We start from the raw sequence: 22,788 nt of genomic DNA, 5'->3' as shown, positions 1-22,788 counted from the left end.
CGGCATTGCCCTACAAGGAGGCACGGAAATATGGGGAATCTAGCAATAGATTTCTGCGGTGAGTGGCACGAGCCCTCAGACGAGGACGTCTTCAGCATCGGCCGCGAGGGTGACCTTGAGGTTGACGACAACCCTTACCTGCATCGGAGATTCCTCCAGATCGCCCATTATGACGGAATCTGGTGGCTGAGCAACGTGGGCAGCATGCTTTCTGCCACCATCGCGGACGGCTCGGGCGGGATGCAGGCCTGGCTTTCGCCAGGGGCGCGGATACCGCTTGTTTTCAGCCATACCAACGTGATCTTCACGGCCGGTCCAACCACCTATGAGTTTGCCGTGCACCTCAAGACTCCTTCTTTCCGGCAAGAGGTCCACGACGACGAGAGTGGAGGGGATACCACCATCGGGCCAGTTGTCTTCACGGACTCCCAAAAGGCGCTGATCGTGGCCCTGGCCGAACCGATGCTCCGCCGCGAAGGAACAGGCTTCAGCGCCATTCCATCGTCGGCTGCGGCAGCAAAAAAACTTGGCTGGGCCCTGACAAGATTCAACCGGAAGCTGGACAACGTGTGCGACAAACTGGACCGGGTCGGAGTTGCCGGGCTGCGCGGGGGAGGCGGGAAATTGGCCACCAACAGGCGCGCCCGTCTCGTGGAACACGCTGTGACGTCCCACTTAGTGACCGTCGATGACCTGTATTTGATCGAAAAGATGAGGGGAGTCGAAGAAGGGTGAGAATCCGACTGACGCTGCGCCGGGACCCGGCCGAAGCAAAGGACCTGGCCGTCACAGTGGACGGCCTGGCCACGGTGGCTGACATCGCCGTCGAGCTCTGGACCGCAGATCCGGACAGGCGGGGCACGCCGGCGCCCCCAAACCTCACCCTCACCATTGATGAAGCCTTCGTCGCCGGGGGCATGAAGGGCAACGTCCTCAACAGGGCGGACAACCTTTTGGAGTCAGGGCTCCGCCCGGGTTCCGTTGTTTCGCTGACACAGGTCAGCGAGCAGTTTGCCGTCCGCGGGGCCAACCGGGGACCCGCCGCGGCAACACTCCGGATCCTGACAGGACCCGACGTCGGCCAGGAATTTTCGCTGCCCGCCGGAACCAGCTACATCGGCCGGGGCCGGGACGTGGACATCCGGCTGTCGGACCCCATGACGTCGAAGCGCCACGCCCGCATTACGGTGGGCGAGACGGTGGAGATTGTGGACACAAACTCCGCCAACGGTCTCATCATGGATGGGTTGCCCGTGACCCGGGCCACGTTGAATTCTTCGGACACCGTGATGCTTGGAGATACCACGGTGGCTGTGGTGTCCCTGTCACGAAACCAGGCGGCCGCACCGACGTCGCCCCTGGTCGATTTCAACCGTTCACCCAGAGTGGTGCCGCGCTTCGAAACTCCCAAGCGCATGCTCCCGGCCGGGCCGAAACGCCAGGATCACCACCCTTTCCCGTTCATCATGCTCCTGGCCCCGCTGATGATGGGAGGCGTTCTGTTCGCGGTTACCCGGAACCCCATGTCGGCGATGTTTATGGCCATGATGCCGCTGTTCATCGTTGGGCACTATGTGGACCAGAGAATGCGCAGCAAGCGGGAGCGGAAGGAACAACTGAAGCAGTTCCGCGAATCGATGGCAGCATTCCGGCGGGACATCACCGAACTCCAGCACGTGGAGCGCTCAGTACGCCTCCAGGAGGCGCCCTCGGTCAGCGACACAGTGGACTCCATCTACAAGCTCGGGCCGCTCCTCTGGACCCACCGGCCCGAACACGGTGGATTCCTGGGGATCCGCTTCGGGCTGGGTACGGTGCCGTCGAGAGTTCCCCTTGAAGAACCGAACAGCAACGAAACCGAGCCGGAGTTCATGCAGGAGATCCAGGACTGCCTCAAGCAGTTCCAGATCATAGAAGGCGTGCCGGTGGTGTCCCAGCTCCGTTCGGCAGGCTCCTTCGGGCTGGCCGGGGCCCGCGGTCTCGTCGACGACGTCGCGCGGGGAATAGTCCTCCAGGCCGTCGGATTGCATTCGCCCGCGGAGGTGGTGGTCACGGCCATCACCTCGGCTCAATCCAAGGACAGGTGGGGCTGGCTGCAATGGCTCCCGCACGTCGGATCGGGCCATAGCCCCCTGAGCGGGGACCACCTTGCGGCCGGCTCGGCGAGCGGATCCACGCTCCTGGCCCGACTTGAAGACCTGATCGAACAGCGCGAGACGGCGTCAAAGATCCAGGGTCCCCAGCCCAGGCCCGCCGTCGAGGCCGATAAGGAGGAACTTCCCGGCCCGGTGTTGCCCTCGGTCCTGGTCATCGTGGAGGACGACGCTCCCGTGGACCGCGGACGGCTGACCCGGCTCGTGGAGCGGGGACCGGATTCAGGGGTGCACGTGATGTGGGTTGCCACCAGCGTCCAGTCCTTGCCGGCAGCCTGCCGCGACTTTATGGTGGTGGACGGCGATCATGGAACCACCACGGGCCAGGTCCGGCTCGGGCGCCACACCTACCCTGTCAGCTGCGAGAGCCTGGATGCCGAGCTCGCCCAACAGCTTGCACGGATGCTCTCACCCGTCGTCGACGTCGGTAAGCCGGTCGACGACGAATCCGACCTTCCCCGGGCAGTGTCCTACGCGACGCTTATCGGGAAGGACTTTATGGACAACCCCCAGGCCGTGGCGGACCGCTGGAAAGAAAACAATTCCGTACGGGCCACGGCCGTCCCCAACCGGAAGGACAACGGAACACTCCGCGCCCTGGTCGGATCCAAGGGCATAGAGCCGCTGTACCTGGACCTGAAAAACGAGGGCCCGCACGCTCTCGTGGGCGGAACCACAGGTGCTGGAAAATCCGAATTCCTGCAGTCCTGGGTGATGGGCATGGCCGCCGCCTACAGTCCCGACCGGGTCAGCTTCCTCTTCGTCGACTATAAGGGCGGGGCGGCCTTCGCCGACTGCCTCCATCTGCCTCACACCGTGGGACTCGTGACGGATCTGTCGCCGCACCTGGTACGTCGTGCACTGACGTCCCTGCGGGCCGAGCTGCACTACCGCGAACACCTGCTCAACCGGAAGAAGGCCAAGGATCTGCTGGGCCTGCAACGGGAAGCTGACCCGGAAGCGCCGCCGTATCTCATCATCATCGTCGACGAGTTCGCCGCCCTTGCCACAGAGGTTCCTGAATTCGTGGACGGGGTAGTGGACGTCGCGGCGAGGGGCAGGTCACTGGGACTGCACCTGATCCTGGCCACACAGCGGCCTGCAGGCGTCATTAAGGAAAGCCTCCGCGCCAATACCAACCTCCGTGTTGCCCTGCGTATGGCAGACGAGGACGACGCCACAGATATCCTTGGTGTCCCCATTGCGGCCTATTTCGATCCGTCCATCCCCGGGCGTGGGGCAGCCAAGACCGGTCCGGGCCGCATTCAGGGCTTCCAGACCGGGTATGCGGGTGGCTGGACCACGGAAAAGCCCCAGCGTCCCCAGATCGATATTGTGGAAATGGCCTTCGGCTCAGGACCAAGCTGGGAGCCTCCTGCACCGGAGCACCCCGTCAAGGAAGAGCCGGCCGGGCCCAATGACATTGCGCGCATGACGGCGAACATCATCAAGGCTGCCGAAGTGCTGGCCATTGAAGCCCCCCGAAAGCCATGGCTGAACGAGCTCGCAACCACCTACGATTTCTCCAAGCTTCCCAATCCGCGGACCGATGAGCGGCTCCTGCTGGGTGTCGCTGACGATCCCGCCCACCAGAACCAGCCAACCGTCTTCTATGAGCCTGACCGGGACGGCAACATGGCCATCTACGGGACCGGCGGTTCCGGCAAATCCGCAGCCCTGAGGGGAATCGCTATCGCCGCGGCCGTAACTCCCCGCGGAGGGCCGGTGCATGTTTACGGCATCGACTGCGGTTCTTCAGGCCTGAACATGCTCGATGAACTGCCGCACGTCGGCGAGATCATCAGCGGTGACGACGTGGAGCGGGTAGGACGACTGTTGCGCTGGTTGCGCGATATCGCCGATGACAGATCAGCGCGTTTCGCCGAAGTCCGCGCATCCACCATTGTGGAGTATCGCCAACTGTCAGGCAGGCCGGATGAAAAGCGGATTTTCGTGCTGGTGGACGGTATGTCGGCCTTCCGCGAGACGTATGAGTTCAGCAGGCTGTCCGCCCTTTGGGACATCTTCCTGCAACTCGCGACTGACGGCCGGCCCCTGGGTATCCACCTTGTGGTGTCCGGGGACCGTCCCAACGCTGTACCTCCGTCGCTTTTGGCATCGATCCAACGGCGTCTGGTCCTGCGTTTGTCCTCTGAGGACGACTACATGTCCGTCGACGTGCCTAAGGACGTCCTGAGCAAAACGTCCCCACCAGGGCGGGGGCTCCTGGGTGACAACGAAGTCCAGCTGGCCGTGCTCGGCGGGAACTCGAACCTCGCCCTCCAGGCCAGGGAGGTGCACAAGCTCGCCCAGGCGATGCTTCGTCAAGGAGTCGAGAAAGCGCCGCAGATCGAACGGCTGCCGGACCAGGTGGACCTGGATATCCTGCCGTCGGGACGTCCGGACGCGCCCGTGATCGGCGTGGACGACGAAACACTGCAACCGGCCGAAATCGTCGCCAAGGGACCGCTGCTTTTGGCGGGTCCCCCCGGTGGTGGCAGGACCGTGGCCCTGGTGACAATGGCTTACGCCCTCCGCCGCTCCAATCCAAGTACGGAACTCGTCTACATCGGATCGAGGCGCTCAGCAGTAGCTTCCCTTAGGGTCTGGGACCGCTCGTTCGTGGGGGCGGACGATGTCCAAGAGGCCCTTGAGGATCTCACCGAGCATTCCACGGGCAACCCCGGAAGCCTCGCCATCTTTATCGAGGGCCTTACTGAATTCACCGACACCATTGCGGAATCGGGCATCGGACGTCTGGTGACGGCGTCGATCAAGGCGGACCAATGGGTGGTGGGCGAATCCGAGACGTCAACCTGGTCCTCGGCGTGGTCCCTCGCGCAGCCGTTCAAGTCCGGACGCCGGGGCCTGCTCATCAACCCCGGAGACATTGAAGGCGACAGCCTGCTCAACACATCATTGGGCCGGATCAGCAATGACTTCATTCCCGGACGCGGCTACATCGTCGGCAGGGGGAAGGTGCGCAAGCTCCAGGTGGCGCTGCCGCCGGAGGACCGTTCGTACGGGGAGTCAGCCCTCAGCGGGGCCGGTGTGGCCGGCGCGTAAAGAAAAATCAGGCGGGTAGAGCCCGCGACAGGAAGGCCCGGAGCCGCTGCGCGGGCAGCAGCGGCGCTCCGGGCTTTCCTGTTGGCTGCTTCTGGATACTGCCTTCTGGCGGCCGGACAATGTCGGCCCCTTAAGGCAAGATAGGTCTGTGAGCACAGCACCGGGAAATGAAGCACTGGCAGACAACTCAGCACTGGCGGACAAGGCAGCACTGGTCGAATCTTCCGCTGGCGCGGTACCGCCCGAAGACATGCGGGAAGAGTATGAGGCCCTGGCTGATCAGGTGCGCAAGCACCGCTTCGCGTATTACCAGCAGGACGAACCGCTTATTTCGGATGCGGAGTTTGATGAGCTTTACCGCCGGCTTGAGGCGATGGAGGCCTTGCATCCGGAACTCGTGGCCAATGATTCCCCTACACAGGAAGTCGGCGGAGAAGTTTCCGCTGCTTTTGCCGCCGTCGAGCATCTCCAGCGGATGTACAGCCTGGAAGACGTCTTCTCCCTCGATGAACTGAAGGCCTGGATCACCAAAGCCGAGGCCTCTGTGGCCAAGCTCGGAGGGAACAACAACGGGCGCCCTCAATGGCTGACCGAGCTCAAAATTGATGGCCTCGCCGTCAACCTGCTCTACCGGGACGGGAAACTCGTGCGTGCTGCCACCCGTGGAGACGGCACCACGGGGGAGGACATCACCCACAATGTCCTGACCATCAAGGAGATCCCGCAGGAGCTCAAGGGCAGCGGTTTTCCGGCAGAAATGGAAATCAGGGGGGAAGTCTTCATTCCTTCCGAAGCCTTCGCTGAATTCAATGCGGCGCTGATTGAGGCAGGAAAAGCCCCGCTGGCAAATCCGCGAAACGCTGCCGCCGGTTCCCTCAGGCAAAAGGACCCTGCGGAAACCGCCAAACGTCCGCTCCGGATGTTTGTGCACGGAATCGGTGCCCGTGAAGGCCTGGATACCGGCAGCCAATCAGAAACCTACCGCCAGCTCGAGAGCTGGGGCCTGCCGGTCAGCCCTTACTTCGAGGTTCTGGACGGGCTTGAGGACATTCTCGAATTCATTGCCCGCTACGGCGAAAAGCGCCACAAGCTGATGCATGAAATCGACGGCATCGTGGTCAAAGTTGATAACTTCGGCACCCAAAGAGCACTCGGTTACACCACGCGTGTGCCGCGCTGGGCGGTCGCTTACAAGTACCCGCCGGAGGAAGTCCACACGAAGTTGCTGGACATCGCCGTTAACGTTGGCAGGACCGGGCGGGTGACTCCCTTCGGCGTGATGGAGCCAGTTAAGGTAGCCGGATCCACCGTGGAAATGGCCACGCTTCATAACCAGGACGTTGTCAGGGCCAAGGGCGTGAAAATAGGCGACATCGTGGTTCTCCGGAAGGCGGGGGATGTCATCCCGGAAATCGTGGGGCCGGTCCTGGCCTTGCGGGACGTGCAGGATCCGCCGGTCCGCGAGTTCGTCATGCCCACTGAATGCCCGTCGTGTGGAACTCCGCTCGCACCCGCCAAAGAGGGCGACGTCGACATCCGTTGTCCCAATGCCCGTTCGTGCCCCGCCCAGCTCCGTGAGCGGGTTTTCCATCTGGCCGGCCGCGGCGCCTTTGACATCGAGGCGCTTGGTTGGGAGGCGGCGATCGCGCTCACCCAGCCTGCCGAACCGGAGACCCCGCCCCTCACCACGGAAGCGTCACTCTTCGACCTCAAGCCCGAGGACCTGGCGGATGTGCGCATCCGGCGCGAGAAGCGCTCAAAAGGCGTTGGCACCGGAGAACATGAACTCGTGCCGTACTTCTTCTCCAAGCCCACGGCCAAGTCACCCTCGAAACCCACGGCCAACACCGGGAAGCTCTTCAAGGAACTCGAGAAAGCCAAGTCCCAGCCGCTGTGGCGGGTTCTCGTGGCGCTTTCCATCCGCCACGTTGGCCCACGTGCTTCGCGTGCGTTGGCCACCGAATTCGGCAGCATGGATGCCATCCGGCGGGCTTCCGAGGACCAGCTTGCCCATGTTGACGGAGTTGGACCAACCATCGCTGCGGCAGTGACGGAGTGGTTCGCCGAAGACTGGCACCGCGAAATTGTCGACGCCTGGGCTGCTGCCGGAGTGCGGATGGAAGATGAGCGCGACGAATCAACGCCGAGGACCCTTGAGGGCCTGACTATCGTTGTCACCGGAAGTCTTGAACACTTCAGCCGGGACGAAGCGAAGGAAGCCATCCTGATCCGCGGTGGGAAAGCGTCAGGTTCAGTCTCGAAGAACACGAGCTATCTGGTGGCCGGTGAAAGTGCCGGAACCAAGCTGGACAAGGCAGAGCAGCTGGGCGTTCCCGTGCTGGATGAGGACGGCTTCCGTGAATTGTTGGCTAACGGGCCGGCAAGAGCGACGGGCGACGAATCTGAATCTGCCGCAAACGACGCCGGACCAGCCCCTGAAAGCGGTCCCGCCGAGGACAAGGACCCCGCCGAGGACACCGACGACATGCAACTCCACGATGCGGGAGGCGCATGATGGGCCCGGAGCATACCCAACTGCTGGACCTGGCCAAGGCGGCCGCCGCCGCTGGCGCCGCTGTCCTGGCCGGCCGGAACGCCGCCGGGTTGAAAGCGAGCAATAAGGGCGCTGCCGGTGACTGGGTGACGGCATTTGACGTCGCGGCCGAAAACGCAGTCCGTGATGTCATCGTTCAGGCTCGGCCTGACGACACCATTACCGGAGAGGAACACGGCACGCACGTGCCGGCGTCGCCCAGCGGCTACCGCTGGTCCATCGATCCCCTCGACGGAACCACCAACTTCATCCGCAACATCGTTTACTACGGCACGTCGGTGGCGGTTGCGGATCCCGACGGCGTCTGGCTGGCCGGGGTGGTCAATGCCCCTGCCCTGGGCAAGTTGTTTTACGCTTCCAGAGGTCAGGGCGCCTGGCTGGAGGAGGGCGGCCATGTCACCCGGCTGAACGGCCCGGAGCCCGGACGGCCCGGGCAGATCCTGGCATCAGGGTTCAGTTACGACCCCGACGTCCGGGCTGAACAGGCGGGCGCCTTGGCGGGCTTTATGGAGGGCTTCGCGGACCTGCGGAGGCTCGGATCAGCTGCCTTGGATCTGTGCCTTGTGGCTGACGGCACCCATGATGCCTACGGAGAGCGGGGGCTCAACGAGCATGATTTCGCGGCCGGCGCGCTGATCGCTGAGGAGGCCGGTTGCTGGGTGCGCCGTCCCCGCCTCACCAGCCCGCTCGAGGGTGGTCCCTCCCTTGAGGAGCGTTTGTCCGCGTGGACGTGTGCGGGCACACTGGAAATGTCCGGCAAGTTCCCGCTCTGACCCTCGTCTCGGCATTGGGAGTGGGTTCGGGAGTGATAGTTCAATCACGGAAACGTTGCTTTCGCAGCAATAGCGGGGAAGCCCCTATTAGCATTGCCACGTGCCTTCGCCGATTCTCATACGCCCTGCCGTCCCCTCAGACTACGATTCCGTAGCCCGCATCACCCGGGACTCCTACCTCGCTGCAGGCTACTTCGAGACCGCCGAGCACCCGTACATGCAGCAGATTCAAAAAGTCGATGCCCGGGCCGCGAACGCTACGGTCTGGGTGGCAGAGCGTGCGGGGCAAGTCATCGGCTCCGTGACACTGGCTGTGGCCGGCGAACCCTTCGCGGACATCGCACTCGAGGATGAAGTTGAATTCCGCATGCTGGTGGTTGATCCGTCGGTGCAGCGGAGCGGGGCAGGCAAAGCCATGGTGGAAGCCATTCTTGACTACGCCGGCACCCTGGAAGGGATCAGGGGTGTTTCCCTGACCACCGGCATGACGTGGGACAGCGCCCATGGGCTGTATCAAAAGACAGGATTCCAGCGGGTGCCTGAACGCGACTGGCTGGTCCCGGGCACCGACATAAAGCTGCTCGTTTACCGGCGCGACCTCCCGGCGACCTAAAGTAGTGCCGACTCCATGACCCTGCTGCGTCCGGAGACGGCAAACAGCCGTCCGCCAGGATGCTGCACTGCGAAAGGCACTAGATGCGCAAGACGTTTGGCTCCGGCTCCGCCTGGGAAAAGATCCTTGGCTATTCACGCGCGGTACAGGTGGACAACACGCTGTACATCTCGGCCACCGCAGCGAGCGGCGAGGACGGAATTGTAGGCGAGGATTTCTACACCCAGACCAGATTCATCCTCGAGAAGCTAGGTGCAGTACTGGCCGATGCCGGGTTTGAATTCTCCGACGTGGTGCAGTCCAAGCTCTACCTGACGGACATCAGCCAATGGGAAGAAGCAGGCCGCGCCCACGGCGAAGTCTTCGGGGAAATCCGCCCCACCCTGTCACTGGTTCACGTGCTGCCGTTCCTTGACCCGAAAATGCTGGTCGAAATCGAGCTCGTGGCCCAGAAGAGCGCCAGCTAGCTTTGCACAAAGCCCGGGAAGCCGGGACCTAGTTGTCTGTTCGCGCCGCCCCGGAGGGCGCAGACGGCAGCCCATAGCGGTGTTCTGGCCGGCCGGTAGTGCCGTAGCGAAGCTGGATATCGACGGAGCCGTCGTCCGCCAGGGAGGACAAGTAGCGTTGCGCAGTGGCGCGTGAAACACCCACCCGCGCTGCGACTTCCGCAGCCGAATACTGTTCCCCGGGGACCAAGGACTCCAGAACAGCCGCTTCGGTTGCCGACCGCGGCCGCACCGAGGGGCTTACCTCACCGGGGATCAGCGCGCGCTTGGCTCGTTCGACAGTTTCCTGATCGACGTTTCCTGGCTGGGCGAGGATACGACGGTAACGGGCATACGCGCGAAGTTGCTGGGACAGGGACTCCGAAGTGAAAGGCTTGAGCAGATATGCCAGGGCCCCGCGGCGGAAAGCGAGCTGCAGCGACCCGGTGTCCGAGGCGGCGCTCAACATCATGGTGTCGACGTCGAGCTGCCGGAGCAGGTCCAGGCCCGACGCATCCGGCAGGTACACGTCCAGCAGCACCAGATCCGGGCGCAGGCTGTGGATGGCCTTGAGCGCCTGGGATGCGGAACCTACGGGAGCCAACGCCAGGAATCCCGGCACTGAATCCACGTAGGCAGCATGGAGTTTGGCGACGTGGAAATCGTCATCCACAATCAGCACCCTGAAATCCTCAGACATCGTCGTCCCTTCCTGATGAAACCGTTATGCCGGTGTCCGTTGTACCCGGCAGGGTGGCCATGAACACTGCCCCCGGTCCTCCGGGGGCACCATTCTCAAGGACCGTGACGTCCCCGCCACGCCGCCGGGCCAGTTGGCGGGCGAGGGCGAGCCCGAGTCCCTGGCCACCAGCTGCGCGAGCCGGCGTCGTCGAGGTTCCAGCAGTGGTAAACCCCTCCGAAAACACGTCGTCAACATGTCCTGGATCCAACCCGTCCCCGGAATCGGCCACCACAATGTGCAGGGTCCCGCCGTCCTCGCCTGGGGCATCCAGCGCTTCGACCTCAACCCAGCGCTCAGCGGACGCACCGGAGACGGCCGCATTGACTCCGTTGTCGATGAGGTTGCCAAGCACGGTAGTGACGTCCTGGGGATCAGTGACCTGACCGCGCACCAGTGTTTCCGGGCCGATGCGCAGCGCTACGCCCCGCTCGTTCGCTTCCACACCCTTGGCTCCGATAAAGGCCTGGAGATACGGATCCTGCAGCAATTCGGCTTGGTCCACCGGAAATTTCAACGGGCCCGTCGCAACCAACTGCGCCAGATAATCCTGTGCCTGCCGGAACTGTCCGATGCTCATGAATCCGGCAAGGGTATGCAGCTGATTCGCGAATTCGTGGCGCTGCGCCCTCAGCGCCGTGGACATGGTCCCCACAGCATCGAGTTGGCGGGTCAGGTGTTGCAGCTCTGTGCGGTCCCGCAGCATGATGACCCAGCCCAGGTCCTCTGTCCGGTGCAACGCTTTCCGTGCACTTGCGACCACCACCCGGGCGCCGGCAACCAGTTCGATTGCATCCCTCTCCTGGGCCCCGGGCTCGGTCAGCGCTTTCAGCTGGGCGGGAAGCGGGGCCCGGGCCCAGGGTGTCCCGGTCAGATCGTCGAGGTCGAGAAGCCGTTGGGCCGCGGCGTTGAAGACACTGATCCTGCCATCGCCGGAGATACCGACAACGCCTTCGTCCACTCCCTGAAGGACAGCAACCTGGTCGTGGACAAGGGTGCTGATTTCCTCGGGCTCCAACCCCAGCGTGAGCCGTTGCAGACGCCGTCGCAAAAGGAACGATGCCAAGATGCCCGCCAGGAGGGCTCCAGCCGCCGTCACTGCAATGGGCACAATGTCCCGGGCCAGGCTCCGGGAGATGCTCTCGGTGGAATATCCCACGCTCACTTCCCCGACGATGGCGGAGGAGCCAGGGGCGAAAACGGGTACCTTCGCGCCGGCGGAAGGACCCAGTGTGCCTGTATTCCGGGTGGTCACTTCCTTGCCGGAGAGCGCATCGGAGGGATCCGTGCTTACCTTTTCCCCGAGGCGGTCGGCGTCAGGGTGGGCCAGGCGAAGTCCTGTTTCGTCAGTAATGACCACAAAGAGTGCCCCGGTGCGGTTGCGGGCGCCTTCCGCCACAGCCATGAGCGGTCCCTTGAGCAGCGCGGACGGCGGGGGAGTACCCTCCTCCTTGCTGATCGACTGCACCTCGGCGCGGACGGAAGGATCCGAAGCTACGGTTCGGGCAAGAGTGAGGGCCTGGTTCTCTGCCTCACGGCCTAAACGGTCATACGTGAGCCACGCGTGCATGGCTCCGCTGAGCAGGACCACGAGCAATACGACGCCAAGCTGCAGGAGCAGGGTCTGTGTCGAGAACCGCAGGGGAAGGCGGGATGTGGAGCGCTTCATGATTCTCCTGACAATCCCCTCAATCTAACCGACCGTTGCCTGGCCTGTACTGAATGCCTCAGCCGCATGGCTGTGAGCTAAATGAGCAAAATGCTCCCAATAAGCAGTATGCCAATCAATTGAGCCAAAGGCACAGCCGTGATCGAGGCCACTATAACGTCTGTATCGCGCATCACACCGTTGTGGTGCTGTTCACACGAAAAGGAGCCGGCCGTGCTGGTACTACTTGGATTCGCCATGATCGCAGTATTCATGGTGCTGATCATGACGAAGAAGTTGACGCCAGTACTGGCGTTGATCATTGTTCCCACTGTATTCGGATTGTTTGCAGGCGCTGGATTGGGCATCGGCGACATGGTGATGGACTCAATGAAGTCCATGACCTCCACCGCCGCGCTGCTGATGTTCGCCATTATCTACTTCGGCCTGATGATCGACGTCGGGCTTTTCGATCCGCTGGTCAGGTTCATCCTGCGCAAGCTCGGCAACGACCCCGCCAAGGTTGTCCTCGGCACGGCGATCCTGGCGGCAGCAGTGTCCCTGGATGGCGACGGTTCCACGACGTTCATCCTCACCACGGCCGCCATGCTGCCGATCTACCTCCGGCTGAAGATGAGCCCGGTGGTCCTGACCTGCGTGGCCGGGCTGGCCAACGGCACCATGAACATCCTTCCGTGGGGAGGCCCCACGGCACGCGCCGCCTCCGCTCTGAAGATCGACGTCAACGACGTCTTCGTTCCGATGATCCCGTCCCTGATCGCTGGCCTGGTTGTAGTTTTCGTCTTTTCCTGGCTGCTGGGTCTTCAGGAGCGCAACCGCCTCCGCGCCACGGCTCCCGGGATCTGGGGTGATCTTTCGGATCCAGCAGAGGCGTTCGACGGCGGTACCGCGTTCGACGGCGGCACTCCGGCCGGTTCGGGCGGAACTTCCCGCAGCGGCCACAGCGGAAGCAAGGGCGATGCACCTGCCGGCGGTAGCCCCGCCGTCGAGGGCTCAGCAGTTGCTGTTCTGGACCATCCCGAACTGGTTGACGACAAGGATTCAGCCATGGCTGATACCGCACTGGATCCCAACCGCAAGACCCTGCGCCCGAAGCTCCAGTGGTTCAACCTCGGCCTGACCGTGGCCGTAATGGGCATGCTCATCGCTGACCTGGTCCCCCTGCCGTACGTCTTTATGGTGGGCTCGGCCATCGCCCTGCTGGTGAACTTCCCCAGGGTCAAGGATCAGGCCACCCAGCTCATCGCCCACGCGCCGTCCATTGTTGCCGTGGTCAGCATGGTCATGGCCGCCGCTGTACTGACCGGGGTGCTCACCGGCACCGGCATGGTCGAGGCCATGTCTGCCTGGCTGGTGAACATCATCCCGTCCCAGATGGGTCCCTTCATGGCCGTGATCACCGGTGTGCTCAGCATCCCCATGACGTTCTTCATGAGCAATGATGCCTTCTACTTCGGGGTGCTGCCGGTTCTGGCCGAGACGGCCAGCCACTACGGCATCAGCGCCGCAGACATGGCACGCGCTTCCATCACCGGCCAGCCGTTCCACCTGCAGAGCCCGTTGGTTCCGGCAATCCTGCTCCTCGTTTCCCTTGCGAAGGTGGACCTGGGCGACCACCACAAGAAAGTGCTGTGGCGCACGGCCGTTATTTCCCTCGTGATGCTTGGTGTGGGAGTCCTTACAGGAGCCATCGGAATCGGCTAACCTGAAACTGCCGGCGGCTTGCCGTCTGGCCGGTTGTGCCCGTCTCACGCCCGCTGGGGGTCGTCAGGCGGGCACACTGTTGCCACGTAGACTATGGGGGAAACCAACTACCTTGCAGGGGAGATCCATGGCTGCGATCAACCGTGACGACGTCGCGCATCTTGCGCGGCTGGCGCACATCGAGATGAGTCCCGACGAACTGGACAGAATGGCAGGCGAACTCGCCGTCATCGTTGACGCCGTGAAGTCGGTGAGCGAAGCCGCCGGCGACGACGTCCCGGCCACGTCGCACCCCATCCCGCTCACCAACATTTTCCGTGAAGACGTCGTGGGGCACACGTTCACCGCAGAAGAGGCATTGTCCGGCGCGCCGGATGCCCATGAGAACCGATTCAAGGTTCCGGCAATCCTGGACGAGGACTGAGACATGACTGAATTCAACACCACCGGCACCAGCGCCTCCGAGCTCATCCGCAACTCCGCCGCGCAGCTGGCTGAGAAGCTCGCGGCCCGCGAGGTCTCAGCCGTTGAGGTCACCCAGGCGCACCTGGACCGCATCGCCGCAGTAGACGGAGGCGACAGGGGAGTCCACGCGTTCCTGCACGTCAACACCGAAGAAGCGCTCGCCGTTGCCGCCGAGGTGGACACCATCCGCGCCGCAGGCGGAGCCGCGGCCGAAGAGCTCCACGCGCTCGCCGGCGTCCCCATTGCCGTCAAGGACCTCATCGTCACCATCGGCCAGCCCACCACGGCGGGTTCCAAAATCCTCGAAGGCTGGCGCAGCCCGTACGACGCCACAGTCGTGAAGAAGCTGCGCGCCGCGAAGATGCCCATCCTGGGCAAAACCAACCTCGACGAGTTCGCGATGGGTTCCTCCACGGAGCACTCCGCCTTCGGGCCTACCCGCAACCCCTGGGACCTGGACCGCATCCCCGGTGGTTCGGGTGGTGGCTCTGCTGCCGCCGTCGCGGCTTTCGAAGCACCCCTTGCCCTCGGCACGGACACCGGTGGTTCCATCCGCCAGCCCGGGGCCGTGACCGGAACCGTGGGCGTCAAGCCGACGTACGGTGGCGTTTCCCGCTACGGCGCCATCGCCATGGCATCTTCCTTGGATCAGATCGGCCCCGTGTCACGTACGGTGCTGGACTCGGCTTTGCTGCATCAGGTGATTGGCGGGCACGATCCCTTCGACTCCACCTCGCTGCCGGATCCCCTCGCTGACCTTGTTGCCGCTGCGCGCATCGGCAACATCGAGGGTATGAAAATCGGCATCATCAAGGAACTTCACGGCGAGGGCTACCAGGCCGGCGTCGAAAACCGTTTCAACGAGTCCCTGGAGTTGCTGAAGCAGGCCGGAGCGGAAATCGTTGAGGTCTCATGCCCCAACTTCAAGTACGCGCTGGGTGCCTACTACCTGATCATGCCGTCCGAGGCCTCCTCGAACCTGGCCAAGTTCGACGGCGTCCGATACGGCCTGCGGGTTCTCCCCGAGGATGCGCCCATGACCATTGAACGCGTGATGGGAGCCACCCGCGCGGCCGGCTTCGGAGACGAAGTCAAGCGGCGCATCATCCTTGGCACCTACGCCCTGAGCGCCGGCTACTACGACGCCTACTACGGCTCTGCGCAGAAGGTCCGCACGCTGATCCAGCGTGACTTCGAGGCCGCGTTCGCCAAAGCCGACGTCCTGGTTTCGCCCACGGCACCCACCACAGCGTTCAAGCTCGGTGAGAAGCTGGACGATCCGCTGGCCATGTACCTCAACGACGTCGCGACCATCCCTGCGAACATGGCAGGCGTGCCGGGCTTGTCCCTTCCTGGCGGGCTCGCCGACGAGGACGGGCTCCCGGTGGGCATCCAGCTCCTCGCCCCGGCCCGTGAAGACGCCCGGCTTTACCGGGTGGGTGCAGTCCTTGAATCATTGCTCGAGGCGAAGTGGGGCGGCCCCATCCTGGCCAGCGCGCCCTCACTCACTGAGCTTGTCACGAGCCACGGAGGTTCACGCTGATGTCCGACGCAATCCTGACCTTCGATGAGGCCATGGAGAAGTACGATCCCGTCCTGGGGTTCGAGGTCCATGTGGAGCTCAACACCAAGACCAAGATGTTCTCCTCAGCGCCCAACGTCTTCGGCGACGAGCCAAACACCAACGTCAACGAGGTGGACCTCGGCATGCCCGGCGTCCTGCCCGTGCTGAACAAGACGGCCGTGGAATCCTCCATCAAGATCGGCCTGGCACTCAACTGCAAGATCGCCGAGAACTGCCGCTTTGCCCGGAAGAACTACTTCTACCCGGACACCCCGAAGAACTTCCAGACCTCGCAGTACGACGAACCCATCGCCTACGACGGCTACCTGGACATCGAGCTCTCCGACGGAACAGTGTTCCGCGTCGAAATCGAGCGGGCCCACATGGAGGAAGACGCCGGAAAGCTGACCCACATGGGCGGATCCGCCGGCCGCATCCAGGGTGCCGACTACTCCCTGGTGGACTACAACCGCGCCGGTGTTCCGCTGGTCGAGATTGTCACCAAGCCCATCCAGGGTGCCGGTTCGCGGGCTCCGGAACTGGCCAAGGCCTATGTGGCAGCGGTCCGTGAAATCGTAAAAAACCTCGGTGTTTCAGACGCCAGGATGGAACGCGGGAACGTCCGCTGCGACGCCAACGTCTCACTCCGTCCGCATGGCCGCGAACGCTTCGGCATCCGGTCCGAGACCAAGAACGTGAACTCCTTGCGCGCCGTCGAACACGCCGTCCGCTACGAGATCCAGCGGCACGCCGCCGTTCTGGACTCGGGCGAGCCCGTGGTTCAGGAAACCCGCCACTGGCACGAGGACACCCGCACCACCACGTCCGGCCGGGCTAAGTCCGACGCCGACGACTACCGCTACTTCCCGGAGCCTGACCTGGTTCCTGTTGTGGCTTCCCGCGAATGGGTTGAGGAACTGCGGGCGACTCTGCCTGAGCCCCCTGCCGAGCGGCGGAAGCGGCTGCAGTCCGACTGGGGCTATTCGGATCTGGAGTTCCGCGACGTCGTCAACGCAGGTGTGATGGACGAGATCGAGGAAACCATTGCCGCCGGCGCCACTGCATCGGTGGCCCGCAAGTGGTGGATGGGCGAGATCGTCGGGCGCGCCAAGAACGCCGACGTCGATCCCGGCCAGCTCGGTGTGGCGCCTGCCACCATCGTTGAGCTGAACAAGATGGTTGAAGACGGCAAAATCAACAACAAGATGGCTACCGAAGTACTCGATGGCGTACTCGCCGGCGAAGGTACTCCGGCGGAGATCGTGGAGAAGCGCGGCCTCGCCGTGGTGTCCGACGACGGCCCGCTCCTCGAGGCCATTGATGCGGCCCTCGCCGCGCAGCCGGATGTTGCCAACAAGATCCGCGGCGGCAAGGTGCAGGCCATCGGAGCGATCGTTGGCGGAGTCATGAAGGCAACGCGCGGACAGGCGGACGCGGGCCGGGTCCGCGAGCTGATCCTGGAAAAACTTGGAGTCGAAGGGTAGTCGAAGGCTGAGTCGAAGCATGATGTGAAGTCTTCCCAACTGGGTGGCAGTTGTTGTTGTTTTGAGCCGTCAAAACAACAACAACTGCGACCCAGTCGGGTTTTTTGAAGGCTGCGGGAGGTAACCCAAGAGTGCCTCTGAGCCCGGATGTGAACTTGTGTCAATCTTGTGCATTCGCCGCTGCTTCCGGTCGTAAACTGCTCTCAGGGCGCCGGTGTCCACCCGGCGCGACGGGAGGAAGTGCCATGGCTACCCAGGAGCCCAGGAACATACGTAAAGCAGCCCTCGTGGGCACCATCGCGGTCGCGCTCACCGGAACGGGGGTTGCGGTCGCGTGGGCAGCGGGTGATCCGCCCAACAACGGACAGTCCCAGTCAGCCACCCCTCCTGGCCACTCCGAAGACAAGGGACAGAAGAACAGGCCGGACAAAGCCCAGCGTGGCCAGGCCCTGCATAGCGAGACCGTCGTCAAGAACCCGGACGGTTCCTTCCAGACCGAGGTTTCCCAGCGGGGAACGGTGGACTCAGTCAGCGAGAACTCCGTCACAGTCAAGAGCGAGGACGGGTTCAGCCAGAGCTACGTCATCAACGCAGAAACGCGGATCACCAAACTCCCCGCACTCGCAGAGGACGGCTCTGTTCCCACGGACGAGTCCGGGAAACGGCTCAAGCCTACCGATGTCACCGCAGCGGACCTTAAGGCCGGCGACACAGTGCGCGTCCAGGGCATCCGGGACGGCGACTCCGTCAGAGCGGAAAAGGTGGTTGCCGGAGTTGCCCCGGACGGGCCCGGGAACGGCATGGGCTTCGGCAGGGACAACCGCCCGGGCAAGGATCACGCCAAAGGCAACGGCAAGGCCCAGGGCAAGGACCAAGCGCCAGGCGCCTCACCCTAGGCGGAACGTCTGAGCCACCAGAGACGGTCAGGACGCGAAAACGGTCCGGGGACACCCACATTTACGTGTCCGGACCGTTTCGGCGTCCTGGGGCTTTTTGCGTGTCCTAAGCAGGAGTCCCATCCGCGTCGATGAGTCCGTCCATGATTTTTTGGAGCGCATCGCACACCATCATGACCGAGGTCCGCTTGAGGTTTTCGGGGCGGGCGAGGATATCGATCCTCCTCCTGGTGCTGATGCCTTCCAGCGGGCGAAGCACAATACCCGGATTCAGCGCCGGCCTTGCTGTGTAGCGGGGCAGCAGGCCGATCACGCTTCCGGCGGCAACCAGTGCCGCGACAGTGGAGTAGTCGTTGATGCGGTGCACAATGTTCAGTTCATGGCTGGAGGACGCGGCGACGGCGGTCAGGACGTCCGCGGGGGAGTAACCGGCCCGGCTGGTCACCCAGGGTTCGCCCGCGACGTCGTCGGCTGTCAGTGAGCGCAACCGGGCCAGCGGGTGGTTAGCCGGAAGGGCGACGTCGAGAGGCTCGCGGGCCAGCGGGATCACGGCCACCCGCTCCTCAGGCCAGCGCGGGCTGTGATCCATCCGGTGCGCCAGCACCAGGTCGTAGCGGGCGGTCAGGGCCGGAAAATCATGCTGGGCAACGTCCTCGTCTGACAGCAGCACCTTCGGAGTGTCAGGGGCGTCCAGGAGGCGGGCCAGCGGAGCGAACAACACCTGGCCCGCGCTGTGGAATCCGCTCACGGTCACGGGCGAGACCGGCGAGACGTGGTAGGCACCTATCGCCCGCCGGGCTTCGGCCATCGCGCTGACGACGGCGGCTCCCGCGTCGGCCAGAACCTGCCCGGCGTCGGTGAGGACAAGGTTCCGTCCTTCCTTTCGTGTCAGGGGCACGTCCAGGCTTTTCTGCAGCGCAGCCAGTTGTTGGGACACAGCGGAAGGTGTTACCAGAAGCGTTTCGGCCACGGCTTTGACGCTCCCAAGGGCGCCCAGTTCGCGCAACATCTCCAGCTGATGAATTTCCATAAGCCCGATTGTATGCGTAAGTAAAATCTAAATCGTCGATGGAGAAATTATTGGTTGTGCTAACGCGTTATTGACGCTCTAATGAATGGAGTTCATGGCCGCCGAAACGGAGGCCAGCAAGAGTGGAGGAAGCCGATGAAGGCTCTGTATAAGTCCGGAGCCCATGCCGGGTTCGAACTGGCAGACAGGCCAGAGCCCGAGGCCGGCCCTGGCGATGTCAAGATCCGCGTGATGACCACGGGCATCTGCGGCACCGACCTCCACATCCAGTCCTGGGATGCCTGGGCGCAAAGCATCATCGAGGCCCCGCTCATCCCCGGCCACGAGTTCTACGGCGAAGTGGTGGAAACAGGGGACGGCGTCAGGGACGTCAAAGTAGGCGACAGAGTATCCGGCGAGGGACACGTGGTCTGTGGAATCTGCCGCAACTGCCGTGCAGGGCGGAAGCAGATGTGCATCCACACTGTCAGCGTCGGTGTCCAGCGCGACGGCGCCTTCGCTGAGTACGTGGTCATCCCCGAAACGAACGTCTGGGTACATCACGATCCCTCCGTTACCCCGGAGCTGGGCGCCATCTTCGATCCCTTCGGCAATGCCGTCCACACCGCCCTCAGCTTTCCGCTCGTCGGCGAAGACGTTCTCATCACCGGGGCCGGCCCCATCGGTTTGATGGCCATCGCCGTTGCAAGGCACGCCGGGGCGCGGAAGATCGCCATTACGGATGTCTCGGCGCCACGGCTGGAGCTGGCCCGCAAGCTGGGCGTCGACCTGGCGATTGACGTCTCCAAGATGAGGATCAAGGACGCGCAGCAGGAGCTTGGCATGCGTGAAGGCTTTGACATCGGCATGGAGATGTCCGGCCACCCAACTGCACTGCCCGAAATGATCGACAACATGAACCATGGCGGCCGCATCGCCATGCTTGGCCTTCCCAGCCAGTCAATTGATATCGACTGGGGCAAGGTGGTTACCCATATGCTGACGCTCAAAGGCATCTACGGCCGTGAAATGTTTGAGACCTGGTATGCCATGAGCGCCATGCTGTCCTCCAACCCTGCCTTGCACGCCGGCATTTCGGCCGTGGTCACTGACACCCTCCCGGCGGCCGACTGGGAAAAAGGCTTTCAAATCGCCCGTGCAGGCATTGGCGGCAAAGTCGTCCTCAACTGGACCGAAATCTAAGGAGCACCATGTATTCAGGCATCAAGGATCAGCTGCTGGGCGAACTGGACGAGATCCGCACCGCAGGGCTTTTCAAGACTGAACGGCACATTGATTCACCGCAGGGCAACCACATCCGGGCGGGCCAGATCGGTGAAGCCGGAGCAGACGTCCTTAACTTCTGCGCCAACAACTACCTCGGCCTCGCAGACCATCCGGAGATCATCGCAGCGGCGAAGTCCGCCCTGGACGAGCGGGGCTTCGGCATGGCCAGCGTCCGTTTCATCTGCGGCACCCAGGATGTTCACCTGGCCCTGGAGGAGCGGGTTTCAAGGTTCCTGGGCACCGAGGCCACCATTCTGTTCTCCAGCTGCTTCGATGCCAACGGCGGCGTTTTCGAATCACTGTTCAGCGCCGAGGATGCCATCATTTCCGATGCCCTAAACCATGCATCCATCATCGACGGCATCCGGCTCTGCAAGGCCCAGCGGTTCCGCTATGCCAACCGGGACATGGCAGACCTCGAGGCGAAACTGATTGAGGCAACCCAGGGTGAGAAGCCGGCTCGCCGGACCATAGTTGTCACGGATGGTGTCTTCTCGATGGATGGCTACCTTGCACCGCTGGAGGCCATCTGCGATCTGGCCGACCGGTATGACGCGCTGGTCATGGTGGACGACTCGCACGCCGTGGGCTTTATGGGGGAAACAGGAGCCGGAACCCCGGAGCACGCCGGAGTGTCCGCCAGAGTGGACATCTACACGGGAACGTTCGGCAAGGCCCTGGGAGGCGCGTCCGGCGGCTACGTCTCAGGCCGCAGCGAGATTGTGGCGATGCTGCGCCAGAAGGCGCGCCCGTACCTGTTTTCCAATTCCCTGGCCCCTTCCATCGTGGCAGCGACCCTCAAGGCCCTTGACCTGGTGGAAAATTCCGCTGAGCTGCGGAGCAGGCTCTTCGACAATGCCGAGTTGTTCCGCAACAGAATGATGGAAGAAGGTTTCGAGCTGCTTGAAGGCGAACATGCGATCGTCCCAGTGATGTTTGGTGATGCAGTTGCGGCGGCCAAGGTAGCTGACCGGATGCTGCAGCATGGTGTTTTCGTGACGGCTTTCAGCTACCCGGTGGTACCCAAGGGTGCAGCTCGGATCAGGGTACAGCTGTCGGCAGCGCACAGCAGCGACGACGTCGAAGCTTGCGTGCGGGCGTTCGTGGAAAGCCGGGAGGCTCTCGCGGCCTGAGTGTCGCCGCGGCCGGATGCCATCTGCCCTGCGCCAACCGCCCCTGTCTGCAAGGATGGAGCAATGTCAGCAAATTATGATGTGGTGATTGTGGGCGGCGGCATCGCCGGGTTGTCACTGGCCTCGGCCCTCGCGGGAAAATGCGCGGTCGCCCTCGTCGAAGCCGAGCAGACCCTTGCCTATCACACCTCCTCGCGGTCGGCCCGGCAGCTGATTCCCAGCTACGGCCCGGCCTCGGTCCAGGAGCTTACTGTCCGAACCCTCGAGCTGATCGCTGCCGAGGATGAGGCCAGGTCCGTTAAAGTCCTGACGCCACGAAGCTTCATGCTGATCGGGGATGAGGATACCGTCCGGGCGGAAGCCAGCGGTTCCATGCGCCGGATCACCCACACGGAGGCCTTGGCGCTTTGCCCTGTCCTTGAACCGGATTCGTTCAGCGCCGCAGGCTTGGATACACAGTCCTTCGGCTGCAATGCCCCGGTGCTCCTGGAGCATCACCGGCAGGTGGCGGAGAGCGCGGGCGTCGATATCATCACAGGCGCGGGGGTTCATTCGGCCCAGCATCTCGGCTCCGGCTGGCAGATCGGGGCCGGACAGGAGGCGTTGCAGGCCGGCGTTCTGGTCAACGCGGCAGGCGCCTGGGCCGATGAGCTAGCTGTTATCAGTGGCGTGGAAAAACTTGGCCTCCAGCCGTACCGGCGAACGGCGGCGATTGTCGCCGTCGAACATTCACTTCCGGAGAATTGCCCCATGGTGGCGGCAGCCGATGAGTCTTTTTACTTCCGCCGTGAGGGGGCCGACGTCCTGGTTTCCCCTTCAGAGGTGATACCTAGTGGCCCCGAAGACGCGAAGCCGCACCCCGGAGACGTGGAAGCACTGATCGCGCGGCTCAACTCCGTGACCACTTTGGGGATCAGCGGCGTCAGGACCGCCTGGACGGGTTTGCGGACACAGGCAGCCGACGGCCTTCCTGTGGTGGGGTTCGACGCCGAGGCCCCCGGATTCTTTTGGCTCGCCGGACAGGGCGGTTACGGCTTCCAGACCTCGTCGGCGATTGCTGAACTTGCAGCGGAGCAGATCCTGGCCGGGCAGCAAAAAACCGGGCAGCAAACGACCGGGAAAGGCCAGCGTCCGGCATCCCGTACAGCTGAAGCCCTGGCTGCCACCCGCTGGTCCATCCGGCGCTGAAGAATG

At 63.3% G+C, this 22,788-nt stretch carries 17 protein-coding genes; 14 read left to right on the top strand and 3 right to left on the bottom strand.

Going from position 1 to position 22,788, the window contains the following annotated elements; all coding sequences use genetic code 11:
- Nucleotides 1–30 precede the first annotated feature (30 nt).
- The 6 genes from MU551_RS11515 (at nt 31) to MU551_RS11490 (ending at nt 9,626) form a co-directional block, all read left to right on the top strand.
- Complete coding sequence (locus tag MU551_RS11515; protein ID WP_247044244.1) at nt 31–735, top strand: FHA domain-containing protein; 705 nt, start codon at nt 31–33, stop codon at nt 733–735.
- On the top strand, nt 732–5,219 hold the full coding sequence (locus MU551_RS11510; protein ID WP_247044242.1) for a type VII secretion EssC family protein: 4,488 nt from the start codon (nt 732–734) through the stop codon (nt 5,217–5,219). Before MU551_RS11515 ends, MU551_RS11510 begins: the two co-directional genes overlap by 4 nt.
- A 193-nt stretch (nt 5,220–5,412) precedes the next feature.
- Complete coding sequence (gene ligA / locus MU551_RS11505; protein ID WP_281507113.1) at nt 5,413–7,734, top strand: NAD-dependent DNA ligase LigA; 2,322 nt, start codon at nt 5,413–5,415, stop codon at nt 7,732–7,734.
- On the top strand, nt 7,731–8,546 hold the full coding sequence (locus tag MU551_RS11500) for an inositol monophosphatase family protein (protein WP_247044240.1): 816 nt from the start codon (nt 7,731–7,733) through the stop codon (nt 8,544–8,546). The genes ligA and MU551_RS11500 overlap by 4 nt, the downstream gene beginning before the upstream one ends.
- A 100-nt stretch (nt 8,547–8,646) precedes the next feature.
- The gene (locus MU551_RS11495; RefSeq protein WP_247044238.1) at nt 8,647–9,159 is read left to right on the top strand and encodes a GNAT family N-acetyltransferase; all 513 of its coding nucleotides are present in this window, start codon (nt 8,647–8,649) and stop codon (nt 9,157–9,159) included.
- An 83-nt stretch (nt 9,160–9,242) separates the two neighbouring features.
- Entirely contained in the window at nt 9,243–9,626 is a 384-nt protein-coding gene (locus MU551_RS11490; protein ID WP_247044230.1) for a RidA family protein, read from the top strand.
- A 28-nt stretch (nt 9,627–9,654) separates the two neighbouring features.
- Here the strand turns inward: MU551_RS11490 and MU551_RS11485 are convergent, their stop codons facing one another.
- Together MU551_RS11485 and MU551_RS11480 are read right to left on the bottom strand one after the other, a co-directional pair.
- Nucleotides 9,655–10,344: a response regulator gene (locus MU551_RS11485; protein ID WP_247044227.1), complete on the bottom strand. Its 690-nt coding sequence runs from the start codon at nt 10,342–10,344 to the stop codon at nt 9,655–9,657.
- Nucleotides 10,337–12,052, bottom strand: coding sequence for a sensor histidine kinase (locus MU551_RS11480; protein ID WP_247044224.1), 1,716 nt, complete (start codon nt 12,050–12,052; stop codon nt 10,337–10,339). Before MU551_RS11480 ends, MU551_RS11485 begins: the two co-directional genes overlap by 8 nt.
- A 213-nt stretch (nt 12,053–12,265) precedes the next feature.
- Here MU551_RS11480 and MU551_RS11475 point away from each other — a divergent pair, with 213 nt between their 5' ends.
- From MU551_RS11475 to MU551_RS11455, 5 genes are all read left to right on the top strand, one after another.
- A complete protein-coding gene (locus MU551_RS11475) occupies nt 12,266–13,756 on the top strand; it encodes a CitMHS family transporter (RefSeq protein WP_247044223.1) in 1,491 nt (496 codons plus the stop codon).
- A 127-nt stretch (nt 13,757–13,883) separates the two neighbouring features.
- The gene (gene gatC, locus MU551_RS11470) at nt 13,884–14,180 is read left to right on the top strand and encodes an Asp-tRNA(Asn)/Glu-tRNA(Gln) amidotransferase subunit GatC (RefSeq protein ID WP_247044221.1); all 297 of its coding nucleotides are present in this window, start codon (nt 13,884–13,886) and stop codon (nt 14,178–14,180) included.
- 3 nt (nt 14,181–14,183) lie between these two features.
- Entirely contained in the window at nt 14,184–15,764 is a 1,581-nt protein-coding gene (gene gatA, locus MU551_RS11465) for an Asp-tRNA(Asn)/Glu-tRNA(Gln) amidotransferase subunit GatA (RefSeq protein ID WP_247044219.1), read from the top strand.
- The gene (gatB, locus tag MU551_RS11460) at nt 15,761–17,269 is read left to right on the top strand and encodes an Asp-tRNA(Asn)/Glu-tRNA(Gln) amidotransferase subunit GatB (RefSeq protein ID WP_247044469.1); all 1,509 of its coding nucleotides are present in this window, start codon (nt 15,761–15,763) and stop codon (nt 17,267–17,269) included. The genes gatA and gatB overlap by 4 nt, the downstream gene beginning before the upstream one ends.
- A 245-nt stretch (nt 17,270–17,514) precedes the next feature.
- Nucleotides 17,515–18,165 (top strand): hypothetical protein, encoded by a 651-nt coding sequence (locus tag MU551_RS11455; protein ID WP_247044217.1) that lies wholly within the window; start codon nt 17,515–17,517, stop codon nt 18,163–18,165.
- A gap of 106 nt (nt 18,166–18,271) precedes the next feature.
- Here the strand turns inward: MU551_RS11455 and MU551_RS11450 are convergent, their stop codons facing one another.
- On the bottom strand, nt 18,272–19,195 hold the full coding sequence (locus MU551_RS11450; protein WP_247044215.1) for a LysR family transcriptional regulator: 924 nt from the start codon (nt 19,193–19,195) through the stop codon (nt 18,272–18,274).
- Between the two features lie 135 nt (nt 19,196–19,330).
- Between MU551_RS11450 and tdh the strand changes: the two genes are divergently transcribed.
- The 3 genes from tdh (at nt 19,331) to MU551_RS11435 (ending at nt 22,782) form a co-directional block, all read left to right on the top strand.
- Entirely contained in the window at nt 19,331–20,377 is a 1,047-nt protein-coding gene (gene tdh, locus MU551_RS11445; RefSeq protein WP_247044212.1) for an L-threonine 3-dehydrogenase, read from the top strand.
- 8 nt (nt 20,378–20,385) lie between these two features.
- A complete protein-coding gene (locus MU551_RS11440; RefSeq protein WP_247044210.1) occupies nt 20,386–21,594 on the top strand; it encodes a glycine C-acetyltransferase in 1,209 nt (402 codons plus the stop codon).
- A gap of 63 nt (nt 21,595–21,657) precedes the next feature.
- Entirely contained in the window at nt 21,658–22,782 is a 1,125-nt protein-coding gene (locus tag MU551_RS11435) for an NAD(P)/FAD-dependent oxidoreductase (protein ID WP_247044208.1), read from the top strand.
- Nucleotides 22,783–22,788: the final 6 nt, after the last annotated feature.

The organism is Arthrobacter rhizosphaerae (assembly GCF_023062595.1).
Lineage (GTDB): Bacteria > Actinomycetota > Actinomycetes > Actinomycetales > Micrococcaceae > Arthrobacter > Arthrobacter rhizosphaerae.
The sequence above is the reverse complement of the archived record's forward strand: the minus strand, read 5'-3'. Positions and strand labels throughout refer to the sequence as shown.